At 65.7% G+C, this 17,797-nt stretch carries 19 protein-coding genes, 1 pseudogene and 2 riboswitches; of the genes and pseudogenes, 6 read left to right on the top strand and 14 right to left on the bottom strand.

Translation table 11 applies throughout. From position 1 onward, the window contains the following. The first annotated feature begins 2 nt into the window (after positions 1–2). Positions 3–272, top strand: a complete 270-nt coding sequence (locus B0G38_RS14995; protein WP_264670210.1) for a monovalent cation/H+ antiporter complex subunit F — start codon at positions 3–5, stop codon at positions 270–272. Beyond that, positions 262–639, top strand: a pseudogene (mnhG, locus tag B0G38_RS14990) (monovalent cation/H(+) antiporter subunit G); the annotation flags it as partial. The gene B0G38_RS14995 and the pseudogene mnhG, both read left to right, overlap by 11 nt. Positions 640–821: 182 nt before the next feature. On the opposite strand, the gene B0G38_RS14985 reads toward mnhG, so the two are convergent. Further along, positions 822–1,082 (bottom strand): DUF4235 domain-containing protein, encoded by a 261-nt coding sequence (locus B0G38_RS14985; RefSeq protein ID WP_264670150.1) that lies wholly within the window; start codon positions 1,080–1,082, stop codon positions 822–824. Between the two features lie 109 nt (positions 1,083–1,191). Next, positions 1,192–1,329: riboswitch (TPP riboswitch) on the top strand. A 50-nt stretch (positions 1,330–1,379) separates the two neighbouring features. Here B0G38_RS14985 and B0G38_RS14980 point away from each other — a divergent pair. Genes B0G38_RS14980 through B0G38_RS14970 form a run of 3 tightly spaced genes read left to right on the top strand, consistent with a single transcriptional unit; the run spans position 1,380 to position 4,354 of the window. Continuing rightward, positions 1,380–1,994, top strand: a complete 615-nt coding sequence (locus B0G38_RS14980) for an ECF transporter S component (protein WP_264670149.1) — start codon at positions 1,380–1,382, stop codon at positions 1,992–1,994. Between the two features lie 3 nt (positions 1,995–1,997). Beyond that, positions 1,998–3,560 carry an ABC transporter ATP-binding protein gene (locus B0G38_RS14975; RefSeq protein WP_264670148.1) on the top strand — a complete coding sequence of 521 codons (1,563 nt, stop codon included), beginning with the start codon at positions 1,998–2,000 and terminating at the stop codon, positions 3,558–3,560. Further along, on the top strand, positions 3,557–4,354 hold the full coding sequence (locus B0G38_RS14970) for an energy-coupling factor transporter transmembrane component T family protein (protein WP_264670147.1): 798 nt from the start codon (positions 3,557–3,559) through the stop codon (positions 4,352–4,354). Before B0G38_RS14975 ends, B0G38_RS14970 begins: the two co-directional genes overlap by 4 nt. Positions 4,355–4,476: 122 nt before the next feature. On the opposite strand, the gene B0G38_RS14965 is transcribed toward B0G38_RS14970, so the two are convergent. The 3 genes from B0G38_RS14965 to B0G38_RS14955 form a co-directional block, all read right to left on the bottom strand. Further along, a complete protein-coding gene (locus B0G38_RS14965) occupies positions 4,477–5,721 on the bottom strand; it encodes an O-succinylhomoserine sulfhydrylase (RefSeq protein WP_264670146.1) in 1,245 nt (414 codons plus the stop codon). A gap of 3 nt (positions 5,722–5,724) precedes the next feature. Continuing rightward, positions 5,725–6,141: a rhodanese-like domain-containing protein gene (locus B0G38_RS14960; RefSeq protein ID WP_264670145.1), complete on the bottom strand. Its 417-nt coding sequence runs from the start codon at positions 6,139–6,141 to the stop codon at positions 5,725–5,727. A 10-nt stretch (positions 6,142–6,151) separates the two neighbouring features. Further along, a riboswitch (SAM riboswitch) is annotated at positions 6,152–6,266 on the bottom strand. Positions 6,267–6,399: 133 nt separating this feature from the next. Further along, positions 6,400–7,272, bottom strand: coding sequence for an aminodeoxychorismate lyase (locus B0G38_RS14955; RefSeq protein WP_264670144.1), 873 nt, complete (start codon positions 7,270–7,272; stop codon positions 6,400–6,402). Positions 7,273–7,427: 155 nt separating this feature from the next. Between B0G38_RS14955 and cls the strand changes: the two genes are divergently transcribed. Further along, positions 7,428–8,837: a cardiolipin synthase gene (gene cls, locus B0G38_RS14950; protein WP_264670209.1), complete on the top strand. Its 1,410-nt coding sequence runs from the start codon at positions 7,428–7,430 to the stop codon at positions 8,835–8,837. Between the two features lie 30 nt (positions 8,838–8,867). Here cls and B0G38_RS14945 read toward each other — a convergent pair whose 3' ends face one another. From B0G38_RS14945 to B0G38_RS14900, 10 genes are all read right to left on the bottom strand, one after another. Further along, positions 8,868–10,043: an FAD-dependent oxidoreductase gene (locus B0G38_RS14945; RefSeq protein ID WP_264670143.1), complete on the bottom strand. Its 1,176-nt coding sequence runs from the start codon at positions 10,041–10,043 to the stop codon at positions 8,868–8,870. After that, the gene (locus B0G38_RS14940) at positions 10,040–10,639 is read right to left on the bottom strand and encodes a TetR/AcrR family transcriptional regulator (RefSeq protein ID WP_264670142.1); all 600 of its coding nucleotides are present in this window, start codon (positions 10,637–10,639) and stop codon (positions 10,040–10,042) included. The genes B0G38_RS14945 and B0G38_RS14940 overlap by 4 nt, the downstream gene beginning before the upstream one ends. A 138-nt stretch (positions 10,640–10,777) precedes the next feature. Next, positions 10,778–12,862, bottom strand: a complete 2,085-nt coding sequence (gene pabB, locus B0G38_RS14935; protein WP_264670141.1) for an aminodeoxychorismate synthase component I — start codon at positions 12,860–12,862, stop codon at positions 10,778–10,780. Then, positions 12,849–13,346, bottom strand: coding sequence for a low molecular weight protein-tyrosine-phosphatase (locus B0G38_RS14930; protein WP_264670140.1), 498 nt, complete (start codon positions 13,344–13,346; stop codon positions 12,849–12,851). Before B0G38_RS14930 ends, pabB begins: the two co-directional genes overlap by 14 nt. Before the next feature lie 14 nt (positions 13,347–13,360). Further along, entirely contained in the window at positions 13,361–13,981 is a 621-nt protein-coding gene (locus tag B0G38_RS14925) for a LysE family transporter (RefSeq protein ID WP_264670139.1), read from the bottom strand. Between the two features lie 30 nt (positions 13,982–14,011). Then, positions 14,012–14,410 carry a type II toxin-antitoxin system VapC family toxin gene (locus B0G38_RS14920; protein WP_264670138.1) on the bottom strand — a complete coding sequence of 133 codons (399 nt, stop codon included), beginning with the start codon at positions 14,408–14,410 and terminating at the stop codon, positions 14,012–14,014. After that, positions 14,386–14,622 carry a type II toxin-antitoxin system Phd/YefM family antitoxin gene (locus tag B0G38_RS14915; RefSeq protein WP_264670137.1) on the bottom strand — a complete coding sequence of 79 codons (237 nt, stop codon included), beginning with the start codon at positions 14,620–14,622 and terminating at the stop codon, positions 14,386–14,388. The genes B0G38_RS14920 and B0G38_RS14915 overlap by 25 nt, the downstream gene beginning before the upstream one ends. A 41-nt stretch (positions 14,623–14,663) precedes the next feature. Next, a complete protein-coding gene (locus tag B0G38_RS14910; RefSeq protein WP_264670136.1) occupies positions 14,664–16,247 on the bottom strand; it encodes a phytoene desaturase family protein in 1,584 nt (527 codons plus the stop codon). Positions 16,248–16,259: 12 nt separating this feature from the next. After that, a complete protein-coding gene (locus B0G38_RS14905) occupies positions 16,260–17,066 on the bottom strand; it encodes a class I SAM-dependent methyltransferase (protein WP_264670135.1) in 807 nt (268 codons plus the stop codon). Positions 17,067–17,180: 114 nt separating this feature from the next. Next, positions 17,181–17,750 carry a DapH/DapD/GlmU-related protein gene (locus tag B0G38_RS14900; RefSeq protein WP_264670134.1) on the bottom strand — a complete coding sequence of 190 codons (570 nt, stop codon included), beginning with the start codon at positions 17,748–17,750 and terminating at the stop codon, positions 17,181–17,183. Positions 17,751–17,797 lie beyond the last annotated feature (47 nt).

The following is a 17,797-nucleotide window of genomic DNA, read 5'->3' as shown; positions in this document are numbered from 1 at the left end:
TCATGGAAGTTGTCCTGGTGATCGTCACCGTCGTCCTGGCCTTCTCCGCCGCCGTCGCAATCTCCCGGATTGTCAAAGGCCCCTCCATCCTGGACCGGGTGATCGCTATCGATGTTTTGCTGGCCATCGTCTGCGCGGGCTTGATAGCGGACATGGCCGTCAGGAAGCATCAGGCCAATCTGACCTTGGTGATCATCATTTCGTTGGTCGGGTTCATCGGTTCAGTCACGGTGGCGCGTTTCGTGATCGACAGGCGGACCCATGAACACTGATCTTGTGCTGGAAATTGTCGCCGGACTCTGCCTGGTCCTCGGGGCACTGATGTCCTTGGCCGCCGCTATCGGGCTGCTCCGGTTTCCGGACCTGCTCTCGCGGATGCACGCGGCTACCAAGCCCCAGGTTTTCGGGCTGCTGCTGCTGCTGATCGGTCTGGCCCTCCAGCTTCGCAGCTGGGCAGCGGTGCCGGTGCTGATTATCGCCTGGCTGTTCCAACTGCTCACGGTTCCGGTGTCGGCGCACATGGTGGGCCGTGCCGGTTACCGCACCAAGCACCTGCACCGGGAAACGCTGAGCGTGGATGATCTGGACGCCGTGGTCCAGAAAGCTGCGGCGGAAGAAGCCGAACGCCGGAAAGCGGATGCCGCGGAAGAGGCGGCGCTGGCGGCCGATCCCGAATTGGCGGCGGAACTGGCCGCCGAAGGGGACGCAGGGAAAAAGCCCGCAGGCAAGCCCAAGGGCGTGCTGCGCACCAAGGAACCAAAGGAAACGGCGGCGAAGGCTTCCGCCAAACGCCGCCGCGAATCCTGAAACTGCTCTAAGGACTAGACCATGTCCCGGGTCCGATTGAAGCGGTTGACCGCCTGCATGGTTCCACGCTGGGAAAGCACGCGGATGATGGCGCTGACCGTACCGGAAATCGCGGCGAAGGCAATGGTGGCCCTCAGGCTGTTTTCCATGTCGTCGTCATGCTTGGGGGAGTCTTCGCCGGTGACGGCCTTCCACAGGATGTCGATGAGCTTGGCGCCGGCCAGTCCCGCCCCGATGCTCACCGCTGTGCCCAGAAGTTTCAACACAATGTTCACTGCCACTGCCTTTCGTCGGTGATGTCATCTGCCACCCAGCCTAGCGTTTTCCGCCCCGGCTGCCACGCGCTGTCGTCAGTAGTACACTGGAAGTCGCTTGAAAAAGCACCAATGACGACAGGGGAGCGTCCGTCACGGTAACAACGGCAACAGCCGTACCGGGTCGGGACGCTGAGAGTGCGGACAGCCGCAGACCCTCGAACCTGCTCCGGCTAGTACCGGCGAAGGGAGTCGAGATCTCAGGGTGTGCCCGGAAAAGCCGGGTTGCCTTCCCCTCCTGAACCTCAGGAGGATTCCATGAACACCGTTACACCTTCGGCGCAGGCTGCTGCGCGCAAACCCCGTTACACCTGGCGCGTTGTCGATATTGTCGTCGCGTCAGTGATCGGCGTGGCCATCGGGGTCATTTTCTGGGCCTGGTCCGCCGGTTATTCGGGCATCGCGGTGCTGACCGCTGCCTTCCCTCCGGCCGGCGGGCTCTATGCGGGAGGCTGGCTCACGGCCGGTGTCCTGGGCGGGCTGCTCATCCGTAAGCCCGGCGCGGCGATCTACTGCGAGGTCCTCGCGGCCGCCGTGTCGAGCCTGCTGGGTACACAGTTCGGCCTCACCGTGCTCCTCTCGGGCTTGATCCAAGGGCTCGGGGCGGAACTGGTCTTCCTGCTCTTCCTCTACAAGAAGTTCAACCTCGGCGTGTCGCTGCTGGCCGGGCTAGGTGCCGGTCTGGCCCTGGCCATCGGCGAGAACATCCTGTGGAACGTGGAGTGGGCAACCGACTGGAAGCTCTGGTACACACTGTTCGCGGCCATCTCCGGCGTGGTCATCGCCGGCCTGCTGCCCTGGCTGGCCATGAGAGGACTGGCAAAGACGGGCGCGCTCTCGTCCTTTGCCGCCGGCCGGACAGCAGACGTATAGACCATGGCAACCATTCAAAGCACGACGGCGGAGCGCGGCCACCCGGCGGCCGTCACCGCCGAGGGATACGGTTGGCGCCATGCCGGCCGCAAGGATCCGGCGCTCAGCGACGTGAGCTTCAGGATCGAGCCGGGGGAGCGGGTGCTGCTGCTCGGCGCTTCCGGTGCCGGCAAGTCCACGCTGCTGCATGCCATTGCGGGGGTGCTGGGCGACGACGGCGAAGGCGATGAAGCGGGCAGCCTGGCTGTCGACGGCATGCACCCGGTCCAGTCCCGCGGCCGGACTGGACTGGTGCTCCAGGACCCGGAGTCCCAGGTGGTCATGGCCCGCGTGGGGGACGAGGTTGCCTTCGGCGCGGAGAACATGGCCCTGCCGAGGGACGAAATCTGGTCCCGGGTGCGCGAAAGCCTCGGGGACGTGGGCCTCGAGGTCCCGCTGGACCACGCCACCACGGCGCTTTCCGGAGGGCAGAAACAGCGGCTTGCGCTGGCGTCGGTCCTGGCCATGCGGCCGGGTGTCCTGTTGCTCGACGAGCCCACGGCGAACCTGGACCCGGACGGTGTGCTTGAGGTCCGGGACGCGGTGGTCGGGGTGCTTGAGCGCACCGGTGCCACCCTGATCGTGGTGGAACACCGCGTGGCCGTCTGGGCGGACGTGGTGGACCGGGTCATTGTGCTGGCGGCCAGCGGCGGTGTTCTCGCCGACGGTCCGCCGGCGGACGTTCTCAATGCCGCAGGTACCAGGGAACGCCTGATCGAAGCTGGTGTCTGGGTCCCCGGCTACACGCCCCGGCTGCGCACCTCCTTGCCCACCGGCGGTGGCAACGGCAGCGACGGCGGCCACGGCACGCCGGGGACGGACCTGCTCCGGGCGGCGGATCTGTCCGTTGCCCGGACCCGCAGGGCCGGACCGGTAGTCAATAAAGTCTCGCTGGAACTGGCGGCGGGCGAGGCGTTGAGCATTACCGGCCCCAACGGCGCCGGCAAGTCGACCTTGGCGCTGACCCTAGCCGGGCTGCTGACCCCCGCGGGCGGCAAGCTTGAGGCCGCACCGGAGCTCCGGCGGGGTGCGGCCGGCACCGTGCACAAGTGGAAATCGGCTGAACTGGTCACCCGGATCGGCACCGTCTTCCAGGAACCCGAGCACCAGTTCCTGACCCACCGGGTGATCGACGAACTCGAATTCGGTCCCCGGCGCGTCGCCCGGCTGCCGGAGGACGAGGTGCGGCGTCGCGTTGATGCCATCGCGGAGCGGTTGCGGCTGACCAAACTCCTGCAAGCCAACCCCTTTACCCTTTCGGGCGGGGAGAAGCGCAGGCTGTCCGTGGCAACCATGCTGGCTACCAGCCCGGACATCCTGGTCCTGGACGAACCGACGTTCGGGCAGGACGCGAACACCTGGGCGGAGATGGTCTCCCTGCTCGGCGGCCTGATCGCCGACGGCCACGCCGTGGTGTCCGTGACCCACGACGGCGACTTCACCGCTGCGCTCGGCGGAAACGTCCTGCGTGTGGCGGATGGAACAGCGCAATTGCAGGCGCCGGCCACGAGCGGGAGGGCGGCATGAGCCTGGACATCATGACCCCGCGGCTGACTGCCTCGCCCTTTACCCGCGCCAATCCGCTCTCGAAGCTTGCCGCCGTGGCCATGGTCACCGTGGTGGTGATGCTCAGTGTGGATTGGGTGAGCGCCGGCGTGGTGCTGGCCGCGGAACTGCTGCTGATGCCGGTGCTCGGCATCAGCGCCTGGGCGCTGTTCAAGCGCGGTTGGCCGCTGGTGGTGGCGGCACTGGTGGGCGCCTACGGAACGGCGCTGCTGGCGGAGAAAACCGGTGCGGTGGTCTTCGAAGCAGGCCCGTTGCTTTTCACCGAGGATTCCATCAACTCCGGTGTGGCCATCGGGCTGCGTTCCCTGGCGGTGGCACTGCCCGGGATCTTCCTGCTGCTGACCACCGACCCCACGGATCTGGCCGATGCGTTGGCCCAGAAGCTCAAGCTTCCGCACCGGTTTGTGCTCGGCGCACTGGCCGGCCTCCGGCTGGTGGGCCTGCTGGTTGACGAATGGCGGACTCTGGGACTTGCCCGCCGTGCCCGCGGAGTCGGCGCCGAGAACAAGCCGCTGGCCAAATTAGCGGCGTTCCTTGGCCAGGCGTTCGGGCTGATCGTCCAGGCGATCCGGCGCGCCACCCGTCTGGCGGTGGCGATGGAAGCCCGAGGTTTCGGCGGGGCGCAACGCACCTGGGCGCGGGAATCGACGTTCAGCAGGGTGGACATCTGGGTCTTCCTGGGCGGTGCCCTGGTCTCGGCGGCGGCCGTTACCGCCGCCGTCTCCGCCGGCACCTGGAACTTCATCTTCGGCTAACCCGGCTCCTTCGCGATCCACCGGTCAGCTACGGCCCTTTTCAGATCTGGGAAGGGCCGCAGTTGCCTCCTCGATTACGGCTGGGCGCGTACAAGGCGCGGGCCTTCGTCAACGTCCTGGACCTACGGGCCGGCCAGCGCCTGGTCCAGGTCCTTGAGCAGGTCATCGGTGGCCTCCAGCCCCACGGACAGCCGGACAAAACCGTCGCCGAGCCCGATCGCGGCCCGCCCTTCCGGTCCCATCGCGCGGTGCGTGGTGGTGGCCGGATGGGTGATCAAGGACTTGGCGTCACCGAGGTTGTTCGAGATATCCACCGTGGTCAGTGCGTTGAGGAGCCGGAACGCGGCGGCCTTGGCCTCCAAACCGCTCGCAGCGTCAGGCTCGAGCTCAAACGTGACCACGGTTCCGCCGCCGCTCATCTGGCGGCGGGCCAGTTCGTACTGCGGATGCGATTCGAGGAACGGGTAGACCACGCGGCGCACCGCCGGCTGCGTTTGAAGCCAGCGGGCGATCTCCAGTGCGGACGCCGTCGAATAGTTCACGCGCAGGGACATCGTTTCCAGGCCTTTGAGCAGCGTCCAGGCGTTGAACGGGCTCAGCGCGGGCCCGGTGTGGCGCATCAGCTGCTTGACCGGGCCGTTGATGAAATCCGCGCGGCCCAGCACCGCACCGCCAAGGACACGGCCCTGCCCGTCCATGTGTTTCGTGCCCGAATAAACAACGACGTCGGCACCCAGTTCCGTTGCCTGCTGCAGCAGCGGGGTGGCGAAGACATTGTCCACCACCACCTGCGCGCCTGCAGCGTGCGCCAGTTCCACGACCGCCCGGATGTCCACCAGTTCCTGCAGCGGGTTGGACGGCGATTCGAAGAACACGGCAGCGGCCGGGGTGGAGAGGGCATGCTCCCACTGGGCGAGGTCATGCCCGTCCACGAAGACCGTTTCCACGCCCCAGCGCGGCAGGATCTCGTTGAGAATGACAAAGCAGGAACCGAACAGGCTCCGCGCCGCAACCACCCGGTCACCGGCGGCGAGCAAGGCGCCCAGGGCGGTGAAGACGGCGCTCATGCCGCTGGCGGTGGCGAAGCAGGCTTCGGCGCCCTCGAGCAGCCGGAGCCGTTCCTGGAAGGCGGCGACGGTGGGGTTGCCGTAGCGGGAGTAGACGAAGCGTTCCACCTCGCCATTGAAAGAGGCCTCGGCGGCTTCGGCGGAATCGAAAACGTAGCCGGACGTCAGGAACAAGGCTTCTGAGGTTTCCTGGAAGCCCGTGCGGTCAAGGCCGCCGCGGACGGCCCGGGTCTGTGGGGCCCAGCCGGCGAGCAGCTCCCTCGGATCCGGCCCTGGACCGGCAGACTCCGTGGGCACCATCGTCTAGCCCCGCTTCCAGGACAGATCGCTCTGCTGCCAGCCGCCCGCGGCTTCGAAGCCGCCCAGCACGTTGTACGCGGTATGCCCGGCGGCGGTAGCGCTGATGGCGGCATCGATGGAGCGCCGTCCGGAGCGGCACAGCAGCAGCAGTTCCTTGCCGCGCAGCGGCTGCAGTTCGTTGAGGAACCCGGTATTGCGGCTGCCGTCGATCCGGTTCCACTCGATGAACCGCGCGGGAGCGCCGTCGTCGTTCGTCACGGGCACGCCCACCTGCTGCCATTCGGTCTCGGTGCGGACGTCCACGAGGACCGCACCGCCGCGCAGCTTCTCCACGGCTTCTTCCACCGTGAGGTCTCCGGCGTAGCTCATACGCTGTGTCCTGTCAGCGGGGGACTGGACGGGTTGTTCCAATGGGGGCATGGGGCACTCCTGATCACGCTTGCAAATGAACCAAATGAACACTGCCGAGTAGTCACCTGAGGCACCCCGCCGTGAAGAGGGTTGCCGGCCAGCACAGTCAGGGCTTGACGCTGGACCTCGTTACTCTGTTCAAGAAAGTAGCACGCTGCCGCCCACGGCACCCAAGCCGGGGCGCCGCCGTCGTCATCGTTGGTAACGGTTACGTAGGTTTACGACGGCGGAAGGCTGCCGCCCTCGCCGCCGCGAGAAGCTTTTGGGCTACTCCCGGCTGCCTTTGGCCAGTAGCGCCGTCAGTTCCTCGGTCATCTCGTGTGACACCGGAATGGCCTGGCCGTCGATCGACTTGACGGGCGCCAGCAGCCGGATGCTGGAGACCAGCCACACTGCATCGGCCGCCAGCAGGTGGTGCGGTTCCAGCGGCCCGTAGCCCAGCTGCCAGCCAGCATCGGCGGCCGCGTTGAACAGGGCGCCCTGGGAGGTGCCCGGCAGGATTCCGTTCTCGAGCAGCGGCGTGGTGAGCTTCCGGACGCCGTCGCGCACGGTCGCCATCAGCACGGTGGAGGTGGGGCCCTCCAGCACCAGGCCGTCGGTGGAGGTGAAGATGACATCGTCCGCGCCGTTGGCCTTGGCATAGCGCAGGGCAGCCATGTTGACGGCGTAGGAGAGGGTCTTGGCGCCCAGCAGCAGCCAGGGCGCGCGCTCGGCGATGTTGCTGTCGTAGCCGCGGTCCAGCAGGAGCACATTGAGACCCTCCTGCCGCTGCTCCCTGCCGGCGGAACCGGGAAGGGACGCCTGCACCCACGCGGTGGGACGCTCCGCGCCTTCCACGCCGCGCGTGACCAGCAGCTTGAGCACCAGCTCTTCGGCCGGGGCGTGTTCGGCGACGGCGGTGGCGATGGCCCGTTCCCAGTCATCGGCCGGCGGAATGTCCAGATCCATGATGCGGGCCGAGGACGCCAGCCGGTCCAGGTGCGCCTGCACCTTGCGGGGAACACCGTCCACCGCCAGGAGCGATTCGAAAATACCGTCGCCGCGGGTAGCGCCCAGATCGGTTGCCATCAGCTGCGGCTTTGTGGCATCGGCGATGCGCCCGTTCTCCAGGCCAGGGTCGAGAAACACCAAAACTGTCATGGGATCAGCATAGATTGCCGCGCGGGCACATTAGGCTGTACAAGGACAGCGCCGTGGACCGGCGGGAAAGGGAGGAGTTCGCTGCCGTGTTGTGGTCGCTTGCGGGTCTGGGCACGTTCCCGGACTGGGTTGTCGTGGTGGCTTCGATACTGGACATGGGAATCCGGATCGCGGCGTTGGGCATTGTGCCGGGCAACCGCCGCCCCACCACCGCCATGGCGTGGCTGCTGGCCATCTTCTTCATTCCGCTGGTCGGCATCGCCCTGTTCTTCATGTTCGGCAGTTTCCGGCTTTCGGACCGCCGGATCGCCAAACAGACCGAGATCAACCGGAAAGTCTGGGCAGCCACCGAGGACATGGAAGAGCCGCGCAGCGAACGCGATGCACCCGCCTGGGTCCATTCGGCCGCCGAACTGAACCGTTCGCTCGGCTCTTTCCCAATGGTGGACAGCAACCACGTGGAGCTCTATCCGGACTACGAGGGCTCCATCGCCGCGATGGCCGCAGCCGTCCGCAAGGCGCAGGAATTCGTCAACATCCAGTTCTACATCATGGCCAAGGACGAGGTCACCGAGGAGCTCTTCGTGGCGCTGGAAGAGGCGGCGGCCCGCGGTGTCCGGGTCCGCCTGCTCTTCGACCACTTCGGCACCATGCGGATCAAGGGCTACCGGAAGTTCCGGCGCTGGCTGCAGGGCAGCGGGATTGAGTGGCAGCGCATGCTCCCGCTGCTGCCCGTGCGGGGCCAATGGCGCCGCATCGACCTGCGCAACCACCGCAAGATCCTCGTGGTGGACGGGCGCGTGGCCTTCACCGGGTCGCAGAACCTGATCGAGCCCGGCTATCACCGTGCCTCCAGCGAGCGCACCGGGCGGCAATGGGTGGAGCTGATGGCCCGCTATGAGGGCCCCATCGTCACCGCGCTCAACGTGGTGTTTGCTACCGACTGGTCCAGCGAAACGGACGACATCCTCGGCAGCGAGCTGTTCACGCCGGCACCGGTCCGCGAACCGGGCCCCATGACCTGCCAAGTGGTTCCGAGCGGGCCGGGCTTTGCCACGGAGAACAACCTGCGCCTATTCAACACGTTGATCTACGCGGCGGTGGAACGGCTGTCCATCTGCAGCCCGTACTTCGTGCCGGATGATTCGCTGCTTTATGCGATTACGACGGCGGCACAGCGCGGCGTCGACGTCGAGCTTTTCGTCTCGGAACAGGGGGACCAGTTCCTGGTCCATCATGCCCAGCGTTCCTACTACCAGGCCCTGCTGGAAGCCGGCGTGCGCATCTACCTGTATCCGAAACCCCTGGTGCTGCACGCGAAGCACTTCACGGTGGACGACGAGGTCGGCGTCCTGGGCTCCAGCAACATGGACATGCGCTCCTTCTCGTTGAACCTGGAAGTGTCGGTCATGCATCTCGGCGGCGACATCGTCGGCAAGATGCGGGAAATCCAGCAAAGCTACCGCGAAGTTTCCCGGGAGATCACGCTGGACGAGTGGCGCCAGCGCACCCGGTGGGAGCGGTACGTCGACAACGTGGCCCGCCTGACCGCGACCCTCCAATAGTTCCGGCTGTGCTGGAGCCGGACGGGATGTTTAGATCGCAGCCCCGATTTTACCGACGACGGCGCCGCTGACCAGCCTGCTGACGCCCGGTACCTTGATCAGCCGCATCGAGAGCCGCCGCATCAGCAGGGCGCGGCGGTCCGCAGGAACAAACCATTTGGCGGCGGATACGCCGGCTTTCTGCTGCTCGGCAACGTACGGGCGCCAGCGTGACTCGAAGGCGGCGAGGGCGGCCGGCACCTGGTCATGTTTGGCCAGTTCGTCGGCGAGCACATAGGCGCCGGCCATGCCCAGCGAAGCGCCCTGGCCTGCCAGCAATGAAACTGCCGCAGCGGCATCTCCCAGCAGGACCACCCTGCCGCGGTGCCAGCGCGGCATCCGGATCTGCGCCACTTGGTCGTAGTAGAAGGATTCGGGGCAATGCTCCAACGCCAGCGGACACAGCCACCCCAGAGACCGGTAGCGCTCGCGGAATTCCTGCTGGATATCGCCCGGGCGCTCCTGCCGGTCGGTGCGGTGGACGCCCAGCGCCGAAATGCTGCCGTCCCGCAACCGGTAGAAGAACATGGCCTCACCGCAGGTGTCCGTAATGGCATAACGGTTGGCCAGAATGTCCTTTACCCGGTTGTCCCGAAACGAATACGCTCCGACGTGGAACCCCAGGAATTTGAAGTAGTCGGACTCGGGCCCGAAGACCATGGCGCGGACGTCCGAGTGGATCCCATCGGCCCCGATCAGCAGGTCGGCAGTGAGCCGCCGGCCGTCCGAGAGTTCCACGTCCACCTTCCCGCCGGACCCGGTCGCGGCGGCGGACGTGTCCTGGATTGAGCCGATCGTGGTGGAATAGAGCAGTTCGACCGAGTCCGGCAACACTTCGCGGATGGCCTGTTCCAGATCGGGGCGCAGGATGCTGCGCAGCTGGTCGCCGACCACCTTGGTGAAGCTCTCGTAGCCCAGATGGGCCGTGCTCCGGCCGCTGCTGTCCACGTAGTCGATCCGGTTGACGTCGTATCCCAGCTCGCGGATCCTGCCGATAACGCCCATGTGGGTGGCTGCCTGCCAGCCGGAGCCGAAGAAATCGATCATGTAGCCCTCGGGCCGCGGCCCGGCCGAGCGTTCCACGATGGTGACGTCCCAGCCTTTGGTGCTGAGGAAATTGGCGGCGGACAAACCGGTGATGCCGGCGCCGCAGATAATGGCCTTCATGGGGAACTTCCTTCCGTTGCAGCGGTGGTGCCCAAGGCCCTGCGAAGCACCGGGAACGCTTTGTCGGCAGTGAGCCCCGGGTCAAGCGCCCGGTGCAGCATCAGCCCGTCGACCGCAGCGGCCAGAACGGCGGCCGTGGCGTCGGCATCGCCGTCGAAACCCACTCGCTCCAGCCAGCGGGCTGTGCGGGTGCGGAAATCCAGGAGTACCTGCGCCAGTTCACCCCGCAGCACCCCGCCGCGCGCTGCCGCCAGGAATGTTTCGACGAACAGCAGATTGACGGGTTCATCCGGCGCGAACTCGTCCAGCGCGGCCAGGAACATGTGCAGTCCTTCATCAAGACTGATACCGGACTCCAGTTGGCGGCTCGGATATTCAAGCGCCTCACGAACTGCGCCCACGGCCGCTTCGGCGAGCAGGGCTTCCAGGGAATCGAAATGGTAGTGGATGATGCCCGGCCGCACACCCGCGTGCCCGGCGAGGGCCCGGGCCGTGACCGCGGACCAGCCCAGCCGCGGGATCAGTACGACGGCGGACTCCAGCATCCGGTCCCGGGTCCGGGTACCCTTGGCAGTTTTCACATGGGCGGTTGTCATTGCAGACCTCGAATCTTTTGGACGCTCGTCCAAATACTTCGATTTCCGGTCTACCACGCGCCACTGTCCAAAAAACAGCCCCGCAGCAGATTTCTTTGCAGAAGGCGCCGGCGGGCCGGTGCGCGGTTCGCGTCGGCTTTAGTCGGGAAAAACGCTGCCGAGTGCCGAGAGCACGCCGAAGGCCTTGGCCCGGACCTCGTCCCATTCGGCTTCCGGATCGGAATCCGCGGTGATAGCACCGCCGACGCCCAACGTCAGCTGGTCTCCCTGCCGGACCAGGGTCCGGATCACCACGGAGAGGTCAGCGGCACCGTTGAGCGAGAAGTAGCCTACCGCCCCCGAATAAACACCCCGTGCTCCGGACTCCAGCCGGTCCAGGATATCCATCGTGCTGATCTTCGGGGCACCGGTCATCGAACCGGCGGGGAACGCCGCAGCAACGGCCTCCGCACGGGACGCGTCCGGACGCAAGGTCGCGTCAATCGTGGAAACCATCTGGTGCACTGTGGCATAGCTTTCGATCGCGCACAAGCGGCTGACCCGCAGCGAACCGGGCACCGCGAAATGGCTCAAGTCGTTGCGCAGCAGATCCACGATCATGATGTTCTCGGCGCGGTCCTTCAGGCTGGTTGCCAGCTCGGCCTTCAGCGCCGCGTCCGCCTCCGGATCTGCCACGCGACGCCGCGTACCCTTTATCGGTTCGGCGCGCAGGGCACCGTCGGCGGCCAGGCTCATAAACCGCTCCGGGGAAGTACTTGCGACGGTCAACCTGCCGAAGCGCAGGTAGTTGGCGAACGGTGCGGGATTACGACGGCGCAGGGACAGATATGTTTCCAGCGGATCCGTCCCTGCGGCAGCGGTGGCGGACAGCTCCGTGGTCAGGCAGATTTCGTAGGAGTTGCCGTCGTGGATTTCCGCCTGCGCCTGGCGGACCTTGAGCAGGTACTGGTCCTTGCTGTCCCGCACCTTGAAGGCCGGGCCGCCTGATGCCGCCGGAACGGAACCAGCGGTTTCGGAGCCGGGCATCCCATGCGGTCCGGGGGCAGACATGCAGGACGCGGCGGAGCCCTCCCCAGCCGCCGCCACTTCGACGGCGGCCCGGGTCCGGGCGAACCAGTCGCGGGCTTCATCTCGGGATGCGTCGCTGGCCAATGCCAGCAGGTAGGTGCACCTGCGGGCGTGGTCGAGCACGATGCCGCGGCCGGCAAAGATCAAGGCGGCATCGGGGGTGGCAGCCGCGACGTCGCTGCCACCGCATTCGCGCTTGAGCTCATAGCCCAGATACCCCAGCCAGCCCAAGGCGAATCCGCCGGGAACCTCAACCGGGCCGGTGACAGCGGGAACGCCCCACACTCCATCCAGCCAGCGGAAGAAGGGCGAGCGGATCCGGGTAGTAACAGCCCCGTCGGCCACCGAAGTGATGCCCGAGCGATGTTCGGCATAGCGGCCGAAGGCCCCGGCGTCGTCGGCCATGATGCTGTATTCGTTGCGGTCCGGCACCGCCGTGGCTCCGGCATTGGAGCTGTCCAGCCAGACCGCGCGGTCCGAGGCTGCATAAAGGGCACGGAAGAGCTCGGCTCCGTCGGGCAGGGCATCAATCCGCTCGGTCAGCAATTGAGGAGCAACACCATGGGAACGCTCCACCGAGAGCAGTGCGTCCAACTGCGGGAGCGAGGCCAGGGCCTTCAGCACACCGGCAGCCGCGGTGGCGCCGGTTTGACCACGGAGCAGCAGGTCTGCGGCGCGGGCGATATCGTCGCCGTCGAGCCAGGCTTCTTCCTGCGCCGCCCACAGGTCCCAGAACGGCTCGTAGCCGGCGCCGTCGCGGGCAATGGCCCGGGTCCGGCGGTCCACCGCTTCGGCCTGGATCCAGATAACGACGTCGGTGAGTTTGCGTGCGGCGGCGTGGGCGGCACCAACTCCTTCCACGACGACGATCTCGGCAGGCTCCGTGGAACGGCGCTCGCCGTCGTCGTTCTGCTCCCAGTCCCAGGCCGTCCAGGTTGCGCGCTCGCCGCGGGCAAGCGGCTGCAGCACCGTTTCCAGGTAGCGCCGCTGCCCGTCGGCCAGGCCGTGCCAGCCCGGATAGATGTCTTCCAGATGGAACAGCGAAACGGTGTGGTGCTCACGCAGGAGGGCGGCCAGTTCCACCGCCAAAGTGGTCTTTCCCGCCCCGGATCGTCCGTCCACGGCGATGATGACCGGTTTGTCAGTGGGTGGCAAGCTGCGCCCTGACGTGTTCCACAATGCCCGGAACAGCAGCGCTGATCAGGTTCCAACTGACATCGAAGTCGGCTTCGTCGCCGAACCACGGGTCGTAGATGCCCTGTTCCGCGGGACCGTGGTCCGCGACTTTGGGATCAAAGGAGCGGAGCATGCGGACCTTGTTCCGGGCGCCATCATCCGGAGCGGCGCCACGCAGCTGTTCATAGTGGTCCATATCAAGGGCCAGGATCAGGTCCCGGTCCGCATACCAGGCAGGTTCGAACTGCCGGGCACGATGGTCTGCGGTGAGCAGGTCGGCTTGCTTGAGACGCGCGGCGGCGCGCTCATCGATGGGACGGCCGGTCTCCCACCCGGTAGTGCCTGCCGAGTCCACGGACACCTCGTCGGACAGGCCGGCATCTTCGAAGGCCTTGGTCAGGATGTACTGGGCCATAGGGGAGCGGCAGATATTGCCTGTGCAGACAGTAATTATCCGGTACATAGCCACGAGTCTAACTAGAAGAACGCCAGCAGCAGGCCGACACCGATGAAGAGGACACCAAAAACGTAACCGAGCATGCGCTGCCCGCGTTCAGTCCTGGTGAACCGGTGGAAGGACCGTGCCGCTGCGGCAAAGAAGAACCACATGACCAGGATGTCGATAATGACAATTGTGCCGGCCAGGACAACATACTGCGGTGCCAGCGACTGCTCGGGGCGGATGAAGCCGGGCATGAACGCCAGGAAGAACACGATCGCCTTCGGGTTGAGCAGATTGACCCACAGGCCGCGCCGGAACATCGACCACGCGGGCTCGTTCCGTTGGGCTTGGATAAGTTCCTGGTCGGCCGAGGGTTTGGCCAGCAGCTGCCGGATGCCCAAGTAGACAAGGTAAGCCGCGCCAGCGTACTTGATGACGTAGAAAGCTGTTGGGGAACTGGCTACGAGCAGGCCAACGCCAAGTGCCACAATGAGGATGTGGATGACCAGCGCCGTCTGCTGCCCGAGGATGCCCCACAGGGAACGGCGGAAGCCCGCATTGAGGGCATTGCTCATGGTGTTGATGGCACCCGCACCCGGGGTGAAACTGATGACGGTGCCTGCGCCTACGAGCGCCAGCCACAGGGAAATCTGCACCAGATGATATTACGCGCCGCAGGCCTCGCTTCACCATACTGTCTGAAGCAGTTCGAAGTCGTGCAAAGCCGTATCCGCGGTGATGACCGTGAATCCCTCCACGATGGCCTGTGCCGCGATCATCCGGTCGAAGGGGTCACGATGAGGCCATTCGAGCTGTGCTGCTTCCAACGCATGCACGCCGCTGAGCGGAATTTCCTCGCTTACCAGTTCAAGAACGTGTCTGCGGTAGCCGACAAAGAGCGATTCGATGCCGGGTAATTTACCCTGCCGGTGTTTGTGGCCCAGTTCGAAGGCGGTGATAGCCGAGACGCAGATGGTATTGCCGCGGTTTCTGATGATGCTCCTGGCTTTTTGCGAGAGCTTTCTGGGCTCGAACAGCGCCCAGAGGAGGACATGGCTGTCTAAGAGGTAAGTGGCTGTTCCCATGCGTCCAGTTCCTCCTTGCCTGCCGGTTCCAGAACATCCTCCGGAACGGTCCCCTTGAGGAAGCCGAGCCGCCGTTGCATGGGCGGGTCGATTTTGACCAGACGCGCAACGGGTTTGCCCGCCTTGGCAATAACGACGTCCTCGCCGTTTTGAACCAGGTTCAGCAGCTCGGAAAAGCGCGTCTTGGCATCCTGCACGTTGTACTGTCCCATGTTGACCAAGTTTAGTTGGTCAACCTCCGTCGCATAAGCTCTTAGCCCTCTTCGAGTACGGCCATGGCCGCGTTGTGGCCGCCGAGCCCGCTGACGCCTCCGCCCCTGCGGGCGCCGGCACCGCAGAGCAGGATGCGGGAATGAGCAGTGCCCACGCCCCAGCGGCGGGCAGGGGTGTCCAGCGGGTCATCGTCTTCGGCGAAAGGCCAGGATAAGGGCCCGTGGAAGATGTTCCCGCCGGGCATGTTCAGGGTGGCTTCCAGATCCATCGTCGTCTTGGTTTCGATGCACAGCCGGCCGTCGGCGTCACGGAGCAGGCAGTCCTCGATCGGTTCAGCGAGGACGGAGTTGAGCGAGGCCCGGACCGCGTCCTGCAACTGCTGGCGCATCCTGCTGTTGTTCCCTGCGGTAAGCAGCCGGTGCGGGGTCTGCAGAGTGAACACGGTCAGGGTGTGTGCGCCGGAAGCGCCCAGCTGCTCCGGCAGGATGGACGGATCCGAGAGCGTGTGGCAGTAGATCTCGGCCGGCAGCGGGTTAGGGACGTTTCCTGCGGCGGCCTCCGCATGGGCGGTCTCGAGCTGCGAATACAGCTCATTGATATGGAAGGTCCCGCCGAACGCCGCCTCCGGCGCAAGCTGCGGGTCGAGCAGCTTTGGCAGCCTGGCCAGCAGCAGGTTGACCTTGGCCTGCGCACCTTCAGGTACGGGGACCGGAGTGTCCGGCTCTTCGCCCAGCAACCGGTGCAGCACCGCCGGCGCAACGTTGGCGAGCACAAAATTACCGGAGACGACGACACCGGTCTGCCCGCCGCCGTCGTACGTCACCGCTGCCTCCGGACTGACGGACGTGACTTCGCACGACGTGCGGAACTGTGCTCCGGCGGCACGCGCCGCTTGCTCCAAGGCTCCGGAGACCGCACCCATACCTCCGCGCGGAACGTCCCAGTCGCCGGTTCCGCCGCCGATGACGTGGTAGAGGAAGCACTTGTTCTGCTGCAGGTTCGCATCGTGTGCACCGGCAAAGGTGCTGATCAGCGCGTCGGTCAGCACAGTCCCGCGCACCAGATCGGAAGTAAAGGTGCGTTCGAGAACCTCGCCGATCGGACGTTCGAAGATGTCCGACCAGAGCTGGTTGTCCGCGACGAGCTGCCGCATCTCGTTGCGGCGGCGTAGGGGCTGGGTCGCCGTGGGCCACAAAGTCCGTGCCAGCTCTCCGGTGCGGCGGTAGAAGTCGCCGAAAGCGGAGAAATCCGCAGCGACACCTATGGACTCAAAAGACTCCCGGGTGGCCTGGCCGTCCTGGTTGTCCACCAGTAGCCCGCGGTCCGTATCCGGTACGGGGGTGTAGGAAGAGTAGCGGCGGCGGATCAGCTGCAGGTCCAGGCCCAGGTCCTGGATAATCTGCCGCGGAAACAGGCTGACCAGGTACGAATAGCGCGAGAGCAAGGCGCCGGTGCCGGGGAAGACTTCCTGCGACACGGCCGCGCCGCCCAGATGGTCCTGCCGCTCAAGGACCAACACGGATCGGCCGGCCTTGGCCAGATACGCTGCGGCGACCAATCCGTTGTGCCCGCCGCCGACGATCACGACGTCGAAATGCTCGTGCTGGTGGGGCTGTCTGGCCATGCGGCTGCCGCTTTACGGTTTGCGGGCCAGGATCTCGCCGTTGGGAATCAGGAACCAGCCGTCCGCGGCCATCGCCCATTCCCGCCAGCCCTGCGCAATGCGGTCCAGACCTGCCTGGTCGGTGATGCCGCGTTCAAGCGCTTGTTCCGCGTAGGCCGAATGCAGCACCCGCTCCGACCACACGTTGCCCTGCCAGGCGCGCTGCTCCTCTGTCGCGTAGAGCCAGTTGGACGAGGACGGCGTGATGTCGCGGAATCCGGCGGCCATGGCCCAGGAAATCAGATGCCTGCCGGCGTTCGGCTCCGCGTGGTTGCCGCGGGCGATCTGCTGGTACGTGTCCATCCAGTCATCCAGCTCCGGCAACTGCGGGAACCAGCTCATGCCGTGGAAGTCCGCGTCCCGCACGGCCACAAGTCCGCCGGGTTTGGTGACGCGACGCATCTCGTACAGGGCGGCAACCGGATCCGTCAGGTGCTGGAGGACCTGGTGGGCGTGGACCACGTCGAACGTGTCGTCGTCGTAATCAAGGTCGTAAATGTTGCCGCTGACGAAGGTGGCGTTCTCCAGCCCCCGCAGCGCGGCCAGCTCGGCAGCCTGTGTGAGCACGTCATCCGAGCGGTCAAGCCCGATGACCTCGCCCGGAGCCACCAGCTCGGCCAGATCTGCAGTGATACTGCCCGGGCCGCAGCCGACGTCGAGCAGTTTCAGGCCGGGCTTGAGATGGGGGAGCAGGTACGCTGCGCAGTCCTCGGCAGTGCGGACTGCGTGCGCGTTGACAACGCTCTGGTGGTGGCCGTGGGAGTACACCTCATCCTTCATAGTGGGCAGACTACTCTGAATCGGCCTCCTCGAGACAGCGACGTGCCCGTTCTATTGCGCAAGGTGTCGCCGTGCGTGATCTGCCCGATCCAATTGAGGCTGAAACAGTGCGGTTCAGTCGGGAACTGAGCGCACAACGCGCGCAGGCGAGCCCACAACAATGGACTTTGCCGGTACGTCTTTCGTGACCACGGATGCGGCCGCTATGACGGCATCATCACCGATGGTCACGCCCGGCAGAATGGTGGCGTTGGAGCCGATCCAAACATTGCGGCCGACGACGACGGGTGCCGGGTGCATGTCCGCGCGGCAGCTCGGCGCAAGATCGTGGTTGAGCGTGGCAAACACGGTGTTGTGCCCGATAAGGCAGTCGTCTCCGATGACCACACCGCCCTGGTCCTGAAACTTGCACCCGGAATTGATGAAGATCCGCTCCCCAAGGGTGATGTTCTTCCCGAAGTCGGAGTAGAGGGGAGGGAAAACCGTCACGGATTCGTGAACTGGCTTGCCGGTCAGTTGGGCCAACAGTTCCCGCACGCGCGCCGGTTCCTGGTAACCGCCGTTGAGTTCACCAGTGATGCGCAAGGCATCCTGACTGACGCGGTGCATGACCTCGTGCAGCGGCGAATCCCCCGTGATGGTCTGTCCCGCGTTCAATGCCTCAAGGAGGTCGTCGAGTTCCATGCCCTCCTTTCTATCAAAGCTCGGGCGCTCCGCCCTGCTAAGAGCCA

The organism is Crystallibacter permensis (assembly GCF_025960875.1).
Lineage (GTDB): Bacteria > Actinomycetota > Actinomycetes > Actinomycetales > Micrococcaceae > Crystallibacter > Crystallibacter permensis.
This window is presented reverse-complemented; position numbering and strand designations above follow the sequence as displayed.

Excerpts from the sequence above, each read along its gene's own strand:
- B0G38_RS14995 (WP_264670210.1), top strand. The coding sequence starts at position 3 with ATGGAAGTTGTCCTGGTGATCGTCACCGTCGTCCTGGCCTTCTCCGCC.
- B0G38_RS14980 (WP_264670149.1), top strand. The coding sequence starts at position 1,380 with ATGAACACCGTTACACCTTCGGCGCAGGCTGCTGCGCGCAAACCCCGT.
- B0G38_RS14975 (WP_264670148.1), top strand. The coding sequence starts at position 1,998 with ATGGCAACCATTCAAAGCACGACGGCGGAGCGCGGCCACCCGGCGGCC.
- B0G38_RS14970 (WP_264670147.1), top strand. The coding sequence starts at position 3,557 with ATGAGCCTGGACATCATGACCCCGCGGCTGACTGCCTCGCCCTTTACC.
- B0G38_RS14965 (WP_264670146.1), bottom strand. The coding sequence starts at position 5,721 with ATGGTGCCCACGGAGTCTGCCGGTCCAGGGCCGGATCCGAGGGAGCTG.
- B0G38_RS14960 (WP_264670145.1), bottom strand. The coding sequence starts at position 6,141 with ATGCCCCCATTGGAACAACCCGTCCAGTCCCCCGCTGACAGGACACAG.
- B0G38_RS14955 (WP_264670144.1), bottom strand. The coding sequence starts at position 7,272 with ATGACAGTTTTGGTGTTTCTCGACCCTGGCCTGGAGAACGGGCGCATC.
- cls (WP_264670209.1), top strand. The coding sequence starts at position 7,428 with ATGGGAATCCGGATCGCGGCGTTGGGCATTGTGCCGGGCAACCGCCGC.
- B0G38_RS14945 (WP_264670143.1), bottom strand. The coding sequence starts at position 10,043 with ATGAAGGCCATTATCTGCGGCGCCGGCATCACCGGTTTGTCCGCCGCC.
- B0G38_RS14940 (WP_264670142.1), bottom strand. The coding sequence starts at position 10,639 with ATGACAACCGCCCATGTGAAAACTGCCAAGGGTACCCGGACCCGGGAC.
- B0G38_RS14930 (WP_264670140.1), bottom strand. The coding sequence starts at position 13,346 with ATGTACCGGATAATTACTGTCTGCACAGGCAATATCTGCCGCTCCCCT.
- B0G38_RS14920 (WP_264670138.1), bottom strand. The coding sequence starts at position 14,410 with ATGGGAACAGCCACTTACCTCTTAGACAGCCATGTCCTCCTCTGGGCG.
- B0G38_RS14915 (WP_264670137.1), bottom strand. The coding sequence starts at position 14,622 with ATGGGACAGTACAACGTGCAGGATGCCAAGACGCGCTTTTCCGAGCTG.
- B0G38_RS14910 (WP_264670136.1), bottom strand. The coding sequence starts at position 16,247 with ATGGCCAGACAGCCCCACCAGCACGAGCATTTCGACGTCGTGATCGTC.
- B0G38_RS14905 (WP_264670135.1), bottom strand. The coding sequence starts at position 17,066 with ATGAAGGATGAGGTGTACTCCCACGGCCACCACCAGAGCGTTGTCAAC.
- B0G38_RS14900 (WP_264670134.1), bottom strand. The coding sequence starts at position 17,750 with ATGGAACTCGACGACCTCCTTGAGGCATTGAACGCGGGACAGACCATC.